This is a genomic window from Streptomyces sp. 8K308, from assembly GCF_004348315.1.
GTDB lineage: Bacteria > Actinomycetota > Actinomycetes > Streptomycetales > Streptomycetaceae > Streptomyces.
This window is the reverse complement of record NZ_SMKC01000259.1, coordinates 1-10,134: the sequence shown is the minus strand read 5'-3', so window position 1 is coordinate 10,134 and position 10,134 is coordinate 1. Positions and strand designations below refer to the sequence as shown.

9 protein-coding genes and 2 pseudogenes are annotated in these 10,134 nt (G+C 69.2%); 6 read left to right on the top strand and 5 right to left on the bottom strand.

Features of this window, described 5'->3' with window-relative positions; translation table 11 throughout:
* Positions 1-389 precede the first annotated feature (389 nt).
* The 3 genes from E1265_RS27065 (at position 390) to E1265_RS27055 (ending at position 3,343) form a co-directional block, all read left to right on the top strand.
* Complete coding sequence (locus E1265_RS27065) at positions 390-1,640, top strand: replication-relaxation family protein (RefSeq protein WP_132933620.1); 1,251 nt, start codon at positions 390-392, stop codon at positions 1,638-1,640.
* 203 nt (positions 1,641-1,843) lie between these two features.
* On the top strand, positions 1,844-2,092 hold the full coding sequence (locus E1265_RS27060; protein ID WP_132933619.1) for a hypothetical protein: 249 nt from the start codon (positions 1,844-1,846) through the stop codon (positions 2,090-2,092).
* 687 nt (positions 2,093-2,779) lie between these two features.
* Positions 2,780-3,343, top strand: coding sequence for a hypothetical protein (locus E1265_RS27055; protein ID WP_132933618.1), 564 nt, complete (start codon positions 2,780-2,782; stop codon positions 3,341-3,343).
* A 610-nt stretch (positions 3,344-3,953) separates the two neighbouring features.
* On the opposite strand, the gene E1265_RS37320 is transcribed toward E1265_RS27055, so the two are convergent.
* On the bottom strand, positions 3,954-4,742 hold the full coding sequence (locus E1265_RS37320) for a hypothetical protein (protein WP_165953893.1): 789 nt from the start codon (positions 4,740-4,742) through the stop codon (positions 3,954-3,956).
* Between the two features lie 533 nt (positions 4,743-5,275).
* Between E1265_RS37320 and E1265_RS27040 the strand changes: the two are divergent.
* Positions 5,276-6,146, top strand: a pseudogene (locus E1265_RS27040) (IS5 family transposase).
* Between the two features lie 99 nt (positions 6,147-6,245).
* On the opposite strand, the gene E1265_RS27035 reads toward E1265_RS27040, so the two are convergent.
* Both E1265_RS27035 and E1265_RS27030 read right to left on the bottom strand, forming a co-directional pair.
* Positions 6,246-6,866 carry a transposase gene (locus E1265_RS27035; protein WP_132933617.1) on the bottom strand — a complete coding sequence of 207 codons (621 nt, stop codon included), beginning with the start codon at positions 6,864-6,866 and terminating at the stop codon, positions 6,246-6,248.
* Entirely contained in the window at positions 6,776-7,315 is a 540-nt protein-coding gene (locus E1265_RS27030; protein ID WP_132933616.1) for a winged helix-turn-helix domain-containing protein, read from the bottom strand. The genes E1265_RS27035 and E1265_RS27030 overlap by 91 nt, the downstream gene beginning before the upstream one ends.
* A 288-nt stretch (positions 7,316-7,603) precedes the next feature.
* Between E1265_RS27030 and E1265_RS27025 the strand changes: the two are divergent.
* Positions 7,604-8,153: pseudogene (locus E1265_RS27025) on the top strand (transposase); the annotation flags it as partial.
* A 39-nt stretch (positions 8,154-8,192) separates the two neighbouring features.
* Entirely contained in the window at positions 8,193-8,897 is a 705-nt protein-coding gene (locus tag E1265_RS27020) for a cytidylate kinase family protein (RefSeq protein WP_132933615.1), read from the top strand.
* Between the two features lie 275 nt (positions 8,898-9,172).
* Here E1265_RS27020 and E1265_RS40825 read toward each other — a convergent pair whose 3' ends face one another.
* Both E1265_RS40825 and E1265_RS40820 read right to left on the bottom strand, forming a co-directional pair.
* On the bottom strand, positions 9,173-9,712 hold the full coding sequence (locus E1265_RS40825) for a hypothetical protein (RefSeq protein ID WP_347877253.1): 540 nt from the start codon (positions 9,710-9,712) through the stop codon (positions 9,173-9,175).
* 21 nt (positions 9,713-9,733) lie between these two features.
* Positions 9,734-10,054, bottom strand: a complete 321-nt coding sequence (locus E1265_RS40820) for a hypothetical protein (protein WP_347877252.1) — start codon at positions 10,052-10,054, stop codon at positions 9,734-9,736.
* Positions 10,055-10,134: the final 80 nt, after the last annotated feature.

The following is a 10,134-nucleotide window of genomic DNA, read 5'->3' as shown; positions in this document are numbered from 1 at the left end:
GAGATCGCCCAGGACCGGACCAGTCTCCTGGCCATCATGAAGGGCCTGGACGTTCCGGTGCGGCGCTACAAGGTCTACGCGGGATGGACGGCCGAGAAGGTGGCGCGGCTGAAGAACAACGGCCGCCCCGCACCTGACGTTCCGCCACAGCGACAAGCCGACGGCCGCGGCGCGGAAGGAGGCCCGCACCCGAGCGCACCGCGCCGCCGCCCAGGATCTGAAGCGGCACGGCCTGGTGAGGGAGGCCGGCTTCTCCAAGGCGGGGGAGAAGCTGTGGCGGCTGACGCCGCTCGGGCTGGAGGCCGCCGCCGGTGAGCTCGGCAGGTCGGTGAAGGAGATGGGCGGCATCGCCCGAGGTTCGGGCAACTCCGGCGCCCAGCACGCCCTGTGTGTGGGCGAGACGCTGTGGGCGCTGTCCCGGCCAGGCCCGGACTGGTCGCGCCTCGAGGACACGCCCGAGGACGTCCTGGACGTCGGCCGGCTTCGGGTCGCTGGAGTCGTGGTCGACGGAGGTGCCGCTGCCGATCACCGGCGGCTGGGTGTCGGCGGGCAGGGGCGGCGTCCAGGCCGACGCCGTCCTGGTCGCCCCCGAGACGGGCGTCCCGCTGTTGTTCGTGGAGGTCGACACCTGCCACATGGACGCCCAACGCATCGCCACCAAGGTGGGCCGGTACCGGGAGTTCTTCCGCCGCCGCGTCGCGGACGGCCACAGCAAGAAGAAGGTTCCGATGTGGCGCACCCGCTGGGAGGTGCCCCGCGTCGGGGGCGCCTCCTGGGAGGAGCCGCTGCCGCCGCTGCTCCTGGTCTGCCACCGCCTCGGACCACGCCGCCCGGAGGCGACCTGGCAGCACGTCGCCGACCACACCCGCCAGCACTGGGCGGGCCGATGGGACAGCAACGGCGGCTACACCGACTACGGCGGGCAGATCCCGCTGGTGTCCACCACGATCGACCTCCTGGCCGACCACGGCCCCCGCGCAGCGGTGTTCCACCGCGCCGGCCGCGACCAGCCGCAGACGCTCCTCGAGGCGATCGGCAACCCGCGCCGCGACGCCTACCTGGCCCGCCGGGACGCGCGGCAGGAAGAAGAGAACCGGCGGTGGGAGAAGCAGCGGGCCACCGAACGCGAAGCCGCCGCCCGTGAAGCCCGCCGGCCGGTCTGCTCGGAGTGTCGGGTGGGGTTCACCGACGCGCGCTGGACCTACACCGACAGCCTCGCCGGCCGCCGCGACCCGCACCGCCTCCTGTGCCGCGACTGCGCGGCGGCCCGGCTTCGCGCCGAACGCGAAGCCTGCCAGCGCTGCGGCCAGCCCCGCCGGGACGACCAGCCGGCCACCGACCTCGAGCTGCGCGGCGTCCCGGACGGCGTCCACTGCGCGGCCTGCCGCCACCAGCTCAAGCCGACCCGCAATACCGGCCGGACGGTCCGGGAACCGCCAGGACGCTGCCACGGGCCGCTACACGCCCGCCGGGCCCGTAGCGGCCGGCTCGGCGAGTTGCGCTCGTGGTTGCAGCGATGGTCGCACCGGCGGTTGCGGCACGTGCTGCGCTTGGTGTTGCGGGGGAGCGCCGGCCGCCGCACGTGGCAGGGGCGTTCACCTGCGGTGGGGCCACCCGGCGGACCGTGGGGAACGCGCTGACAACCCCTTCTCGCGTTTTTGTACCCATGTTGATGGAGGTTGGCAGGGTGGCTGGGGCGTTCGGCCGGGGTCGAGGCGGGGCCGCTGCGCTCGGCTGGTGTCCTACCGGCTCGCCGGGCACCGTGGCTCGCGCCGCGAGGTCTTGGCGGGTGGATGTCGTGAAGCGGCCCCGGACCCTGGGCCGCCGCTCTACGCTCGCCACGGTGGATCTGGTTGCTCGCGCTGAGTACGACACCGACTGGCACCTGTACATGAACGACCCGCAGCAGGGCCCGTTGGGCTACTGCACCGGCGTCGGCCCGGACGAGGATTTCGACCCGGCCGCGGCCACCCGCACGCTGGAGGAGGGCTGGCGGGTCACGGGCTCCTGGATCGAGACCCCGCCGGACAGCTACGCCGCGTTCACCGCCATCGTGACCCGGGCCCAGCCTTCGGCCACGCCGGCCGGCTAACCAACCCCCAAGCAGTCACTGAGGGGTTGACCAACCTGGTCAAGCCCGGTGGTCAAGCCCCGCGCGGCGTGGTCAACCACAGGCGAGGGGTTCCCGGGCGTTCCGCGTGGGGCCGGGCTCGGTGGTGGAGGTGACGTCGATGCCGGTCGGCACGTCGATGCGGCGGCGGTGTGAGTACCGGCGGTGTCGCCGGCCGTTGCCGAGGAGTGCCTCGCCGCGGCGGCGGTACTGCGGCCCGGCCTGCGTCGCGGCCGCGTATCGGCTGAGGAAGCGACGCGAGCGGGCCCTCGTGCTGTGGGACGTCGTGATCGGTGCGAAGGCGTCGGAGATCCTGAACACCCTCGCCGGCCGCCAGGAGCAACTGCTCGCGGGGCAGACGTGCCGTGGCCCGGGCTGCCGGGTGGTGCTGTGGGCCGGCGTCCGGAGGCGGCGGACTGCCCGGTACTGCAGCGCGCGATGCCGCCAGGCCGCCTACCGCGAGCGCCGACGACAGCGAGGTGACCATGACGCTGTGCCGTAACTGGGGGCCGGTTTCGCGGGCTCTCATTACGGCACCACGTCATGGTCGAAGCTGCCCGGCGGCACGCTCGTACCACCGGGGAGGCGCCCGGCGGGCCCGTGTCTGGGCGCGCGGCATCTGCGTTGACCAGACCAATCCGAGGACACGACGGAGAGAGGGAGGGACATATGCCGTCAGGCAGCCGGCGACGGGAAGCGGAGCGGTTTCCGTACGAGGACATCAGGGACGCGATGGCGGAGATCCTGGAGAAGGGGCACGGGATCACCACCAGCCGGTATCACGGTCGGCCGTTCCGCATGGCTTGCCATCTGATCCACCAGGACAACCTGGAGCGCCGCAAGCCGCGGGGAAAGCTCCCACGGTGTCACCCGAACTTCGGCAAGTCCGAGCGGGACTTCGAAGGCGGGCCGGCGAAGTGCGAGTTGGCACGGGACATGCCGCGGTCCGGTGGCGTGGGCGTGGACCACGAGGACACCTGGTGGCAGGGCGACCGCATGGTCGCCTACGTCTGGTACCCCTACGAGGTCCCGCTGCGCGAGCTCGGCAAGGCCGACGAGCGCCTGGAGCGCCACGGCCTGGGGCTGACCCTGCACACGGGCTGGGGCGCGCACTACTACGGCAACACCCCCGCGATCGCCGTGACTCCGACCTGGTTCCAGATGCCCGGCCATCCCCGCACGGAGGACCTCATCCGGGCCGCACGCCGGCGACCCGGCCGCGGCGAGTGGTAGTCGTCCCAGTGTCCGAACAAGAATCGAACGACAGCGCTTGAATTCAGGCGCTTCAGTTCGAAGCGAATTCGAACAACCGGCGCGACGACACGGACGCTGTTGATCGCGTAGTCCGGGGCCGGTTCCGGCACTCGGGACAGCCCTGGCAGGGGAAGATGGTCGCCATGACCGTGATGACCGTAGTCTCCCCAACGAGCGGGAACCCCTGCCGGTTTGCTCACCGACCGGCTGCGCCCTGCCCGCGACGCACGCCGGGTACGTGGGGTGCCCGTTCACCCAGCGGCCAGCCTCCATCAGCGAGACGAAAACGGAGCTCCGCAAACACCGGCGAGCCAGGTAGCCGGCACGGCGTCATGAACGACGGCCGGCCACCCCCGGCAGGGCGGCCGGCCGGTTCCAAAATCTCGGCCGCATCCGAGGCGCCTACAGCCCCAGCTCATCGAGGGCCTGCTGCTCGATGCTGAGTCGGTCTCGTCGTGAGTCCTCCCACGCCAGCGCCAGTTCGTCCCCCACCATGCCCGGCGCTTCGAGGCGACGGGCGCGGTCCCTCCTCTCCGTTCTTGCTTCGCGGGGTCACATGGGAACGGCCTCAGCGGGTGCGTTGTGCCATTCAGGCAGGACGACGTAGGTGCCGGAGCCGGGGGGATGTTCGGCCGATGCCCGGCGCATGCGGTGGGTCCATTCGGGTGTGGGCCATCGGGTGCGTTGGTCCCAGCACAGTCCGGAGAGGTTGAGCTGCTCGAGGTCGGTATGGGCGAGATCGGTGCCGAGGAAGTCGTTGGCCGCTGCGGACAGGTTGTCGTGCGCGGAGGCGAGGTCGCGGGCGAGGGCGCGGGCGCTGGCGAAGTCGCGCGCGGGCGAGGTCGAGGTCGAGGTCGCGGGCGAACTCGGGGACGCGGACGCTGGCAATGTCGAGTTCGAAGTTGAGGTCGCCGGCGCGGCCGAGGTCGCGGGCGAGGTCGCTGGTGCGGACGCTGTCGAGGTCGAGGTCGCGGGCGAAGTCGCGGGCGCGGGTGAGGTCGCGAGCGGAGGCGCTGGCACGGTCGAGGTCGCGGGCGAGCTCGGGGTCGGGGTCGGGGTCGAGCGTGGTGATGAGGCGGAGGAGGCCGTCGCGGTGGCGCAGACGGATGGCGGGGGGCGCGTGTCGCCAGCGTGCTGCCGCATCGGCCAGGTTCAAGGGCCGAGCGTCCTGGGTGAGGGTGCCGGGCCGCTGCTGATCGTGGGTGGGCGCGGTCAGGGCGGCGACGTGGTAGTCCACCGTGGCCTGGTCGACACGCTCATCACGGGTGGCGGCGTCGGTCAGGGCCCGAATGGCTGCGGTACGGGAGGCTGGTGCCGCGTCCGGAGCGGCCTGGAGGAAGTAGTCGTTCAGGATGTCACTCAGCGGCCTATGCTTCATCGTGGCTCTCCTCCCGGACTGCCGCTGGCCAGTAGATGGCCCCGCAGTGGGGACAGCAACTTCCCGGCCTACCAATGGCCATCTCCACGGCGTTCAAGGCAACAACCTCTGCCCGCCGCGCCGCCTCCCTCGGTCCGTACCTCTGCATCTCACTGGACTGGAGAATCTTGCCCACCAGGTCCACCCGTGCATCTTGCGCCTGCTTCCAGTCACCCGCGTGCCAGCGGCCCAGCGCCTCGATGACGCCCCGGCCCCGCGCATCGGCGTCTCGGTGCAGCTCGTGCAACGAGCGCAGCACCCCTTAGAGGTCGTTTTCCTCTTGAATGCCCTCTATCTCCTGGTTTTTGAGGTGTCGGGTCGTGAGGCTGTTGGGAGTGGTGGTGTGGGTTAGTTTCGGTGGTCGGGTGGGGTGACGGGGGAGGCGGCAGTCGACTTGCGTCTGTCTCATCCCGAGACGTCCGGAGCGAAGGCGTGACTCCGCCTGCGCGTCCGCACGCCTGGGCGCACTCGCTGGCCAGCGGTATGCCCAGGTCATGGCTGAGCGTCGCCCGTATCCCAGTGATCTGTCCGATGCCCGCTGGGCGTTGATCGAACCCGTGCTGACCGCGTGGCGGGCCGAGCGGCGGCGGCACGCGCTGAACATCGGCCGCCCACCCGAGCACGACCCGCGCGAGATCATGAACGCGATCCTGTACGTGGACCGTACCGGCGTGCAGTGGCGCTACCTCCCGCACGACTTCCCACCCTGGGAAACCGTCTACGGTTACTTCGCGAAATGGGAGAAGAGTGGAGTGTTCGCCCAGCTCAACGGCGTGCTGCGACGACTCTTACGCCTCAAGGAGGGACGCGATGCCGAGCCGTCCGCCTGCGTGATCGACGCACAGAGCGTCAAGACCTCCAGCAGCGTCTCCACCAGCACGCAGGGCATCGACGCTGGCAAGAAGATCGTGGGCCGCAAGCGGAGCATCGTGACCGACACGTTGGGCCTTCTCATCGCGGTGCTGGTCACTGCGGCCAGTGTCCAGGACTCGGTGGCCGGCACCAGCCTCCTCGACCAGGCCGCCGCCACCCACCCCACACTGCGCAAGGCATGGGTGGACGGCGGCTACCGCCAACCACCTCGTCGAACACGCGGCCACCCTCGGCATCGACATGGAAATCGTCCAACGCACCCCCGGGACCAGGGGTTTCACCCCACTACCCCGCAGATGGTGCGTCGAGCGAACGCTGGGATGGCTGATGTTCCACCGCCGCCTGGCGCGCGACTACGAGACCCTGCCCGCCCGCTCCGAAGCCATGATCCAGCTCGCGATGACCGACCTCATGGCCCGCCGCCTCACCGGCGAAGCCACCATCACCTGGCGCGACCCCACATACCAGAATCAAATCCGCAACACGGGATAAAACATCAGGAGAAAACGACCTCTTAGGGGCACGCGCCCTCTGGGAAGCGGTCGTGAAGCTCTTCGACTACTGAAGTTGAATGCGTGATGTCGGGTGTGGTCAGGGCGGGTTGTCCAGGGACAGGCCGGCCTGGGCGAGGCAGGCGTCGATCAGTGGCGGTCGGTGCTGGATCTTCTTCAGGCGGTGTTTCACGGCTGCGGCGAGGTGGTCGACCGAGACGGCGGCGAGGTTGCCGATCCCGCGCTTGACCTGTGACCAGATGCCCTCTTGCGGGTTGAGGTCGGGGGCGTAGGCGGGCAGGTAGAAGACGGTAAGCCAGTCGGCGCTGGCCTCGAAGAACGCTTTGAGCTGCGGTGTCTTGTGGGCGGCGAGGTTGTCCCAGACGAGCACGACCGGTCCGCCGAGCTGGATGCGGGCGCGGACGATCAGGTCGCGGTAGTCGCGCCAGGTGAAGCCCTTCGGCTCCCCTTTGCGGCCCCGGTGGAGGCGGGAACGATAGATCAGCCTCGACCGCCGCCCCGGCATGTAGCAGGACATCCCGGCCATCGAGATCCGCCCGGAGCCCCGACCCCGAACCCTCACCACGGGAGTGTGGCCGGCTCTGCCCCAGGTTCTGGCGCGCGGCGGCCTCAGCGACTGGCTGGCCTCGTCTTCGAAGACGATCCATGCTGCGCGGGCCGCCGCCGTTCTTTTACCTCCGGCCAGACCTCCTTCTTCCACACCTCGACGGCCGTCTCGTCGCGCTCGATCGCTCGGCGCGTAGGCTGTTGGCAGGACCATCCGTGCCGTCTGAGCAGCCGCCAGGTGCCCTCCACTGTGTAACTGACGTGGAACAGCCGCCCGATCAACGTCTTGATCCTCGCGAGCGTCCAGCGCTGGTCCTCCCAGCCATGGGCCAGCGGGCCACGCTTCAACTCCCGCTCCAACCGGGCTATCTGCCCGTCGTTGAGCCTGGGCCGCCCAGGTGACCCCTTCGACAGCACCCCCGCGGATCCGCCCTCACGCCAGGCGCGACGCCAGCGTTCCACCGACCGTTCGCTCACCCGCAACGCGGCAGCGATCTGCCCGGCGGTCTCCCCACGCTCGAAGCGGACCACGGCCTCCAACCGGACCCGCTCCCGCGCGGCCCTCCCAGCGTCGGTCAGCCCGCCACCCTGCGCATACCTCACGCACAAGGAAGTACACAGCACGGCCCCCGCACGTCAGGCGAATGCCCCGACATCACCCAATCAAGTTCAGTAGCACGGATCCCCCAAGCTCTCGGGGCGGTGCCCCCCTCCGTTCCGGGAGCTCCCACTCGCTCAGCAGCCCCCAACCCGTCCGGCGGGCACGACCAGCTGCCGCGCCCGTGATCATCCGGGGTGTTCAGAGGGTGTGGTCGATGAGTTTCACGGCCGTGATGGTGAGCGCGGCGCCGGCGACGTAGTACACGACGAAAGCTCCGGCGGTGGCCTCGACCGATGCTCATGGTCGGCGACGGCGCGATGGGCCTGTGGCGGGCCCTGGCGGAGGTGTTTCCGCAGGCCAGGCATCAGAGGTGCTGGGTTCACAAGACCCGCAATGTCATGAACGCGCTGCCGAAGTCCGCGCAAGCCAGCGCGAAAGGCCCTCCAGGAGATCTGCAACGCCGAGGGCCGCACGCACGCGGAGCGGGCGGTCAAGGCGTTCGAGAGGACGTACGGGGCGAAGTGGCCCAAGGCCGTCAAGAAGATCAGCGGCGAGGTCGACGAGTTGCTGGCGTTCTACGACTTCCCTGCGGAACATTGGATCCATCTGCGTACGACAAATCCGATCGAGTCGACGTTCAGCACGGTCAAGCTTCGAACCAAGGTCACTCGCGGCGCCGGCAGCCCGGCCGCCGCCCTCGCGATGGTCTTCAAGCTCGTCGAATCCGCCCAAGCCCGGTGGCGGGCGGTCACCGCACCCCACCTCGTCGCACTCGTCCGCGCCGGAGCCCGCTTCGAGAACGGCCACCGCGTCGAACGCGAGTCGGCGACCGCAGCCTGACGTGCGGTGCTAAACAGAGACACGGTGAGAGAGGCAGCAATGGATCAAGGCACCCGCGGGGAGCTCATCAGTTGGCTGGCCGAGGCGATCAGGTCTGTCACGACCGCGCATCCGCTGCGGGTCGCCATCGACGGGCCGCCCGCCGCAGGCAAGACCACGCTGGCCGACGAACTCGCCGTCGTTCTGCGCGCGCAGGACCGCGACGTCATCCGCGCGACCATCGACGACTTCCTCTTCCCCCGTGCACAGCGCTACCGACGCGGCCAGTACTCGGCCGAAGGCTGCTACTTCGACGCCCACGACCACGCCGCGCTGTGCCGGGTCCTGCTCGATCCGCTGGGCCCAGGCGGAGACCGAAGGTTCCAACACGCGGTCTACGACAAAGACACCGACACCCCATCGTCCCCGCCGGCCACGACCGCCCCCGCAGACGCCGTACTGCTCTTCGACGGCGTCTTCCTCCTGCGCCCAGAACTCATCGACCGGTGGGACCTGCGCATCTTCGTGTCCATCCCATTCGAGCAGACAGTAGATCGCGCCCGGGACCGAGGCACAGCGCTGGCCGGATCCACCGCCGACACCGCCGAAATCGAACGGTCCTGGCGCAACCGCTACATCCCCTCCCAGCAGCTCTACTTCGCCACAGCCCGCCCAACCGACCACGCCGACATCATCGTGTACAACGATCAGCTCCAACGGCCGACCTGGGAAGCCCGACCACACTCATCGATACACAGGATTTGACAATTGCTCGGTGCTGCATGGGGATCCGGTCTGGAGGCCCACCACCCACCTCGCGCCGCTAATTTCGGTCTAGACCTCTCGACTGGGCGCCATGCGCCTGGGGATCAAGCCACGCGTGGACACTACCAACGAGGCAGTCACAAAACGAACAGTACGAGCCCGGCCTGGCCGCTTTCCGAACTTGAAGACGCTACGCCACCGCGAACGCTGCGTTTGAGAGAGACCCGTGGGTAAACGTCCCTGTTCAGCCGGCAAGCCCGGGCGATGGTAGCGCATCAGTGGCACCCGGGCCGGCCGGCCTGTTCTCCGTCTGATGCCGACTGGTCGGGTCGGCTGTCTCTCAGTTCTGCCGACGCAGCAGGTTCAGATCGGAGCCCCAGGAGTCCAGGAGTTGGTCGTGACCGGCCTGGCGAGCTGCTCCTTCGATTGCCGGCGAACAGTGAACGCTGCGTGTCGGGATCGCCGTCGGCGATGATGCGCCGGAGAGTGGGAAGCAGTTGATCAACATCCCACTGCGGGTCGCCCAGCGGATTCCGCACCAGCTCCCACTGGAGGTACTTGTTGTAGGGCCTGACACGCTGGTGCAGGGCGAAGAGCACCTCCAGGGCGAAGGGCACGCTCTCGGCGGCATCGAGGTGGCTCAGTGCGGCCCGGCCATCACGGTGGTTCTTCAGTGACCGGAAGGTCTGGTTGACGTAGGCGTCGAGGTATCCGTCGGCGGCGCTCCAAGCCTCATCGGGGCCCAGCGTCCGCTTCTTGTCGAGGATCTCGGCGATCGTCCCGTCGAGCCGGTCGAGCAGCACCTTCGCGTGCACGTAGGCATACCGGCACCAGCTTTATGGGTCGCCGGGCAGCCCACGGAGCCGGAAGTCCGTGAGGGGCATGGCCACGATGTCGAGGTGCTCGGAGCGGAAACCGTCGAGGTCGCGCACCGCGGAAGGACCATCATCCCGTGTGATGACATGGACGTCGTAGTCGGAGTAGCCAGTGGGCATGCCGTCGTGTGCCTGAGATCCGCTGAGGATCAGCCCGACAACGGCGGGATCGGCCTTGGCCTGGGAGACGAAGGCGGCCATCGTGGCCTCGGGCGTGGCGCAGGAAGGCGGGAGTACGGGAGAAGAGGCAGGCGTGATGTCGTGCACCATGATGATCTCCATGCAGGAACGTCCACAGCCAACAGCAGTGTGAAACTGTCGACGGTCAGCCGATTCCCCACCCTCCGTGTTCACGTAATTCC

Bases quoted from the DNA above. Each gene is read 5' to 3' on its own strand.
- E1265_RS27055 (WP_132933618.1), top strand. From the start codon at position 2,780: ATGCCGTCAGGCAGCCGGCGACGGGAAGCGGAGCGGTTTCCGTACGAG.
- E1265_RS37320 (WP_165953893.1), bottom strand. From the start codon at position 4,742: ATGAAGCATAGGCCGCTGAGTGACATCCTGAACGACTACTTCCTCCAG.
- E1265_RS27020 (WP_132933615.1), top strand. From the start codon at position 8,193: ATGGATCAAGGCACCCGCGGGGAGCTCATCAGTTGGCTGGCCGAGGCG.
- E1265_RS40820 (WP_347877252.1), bottom strand. From the start codon at position 10,054: ATGGAGATCATCATGGTGCACGACATCACGCCTGCCTCTTCTCCCGTA.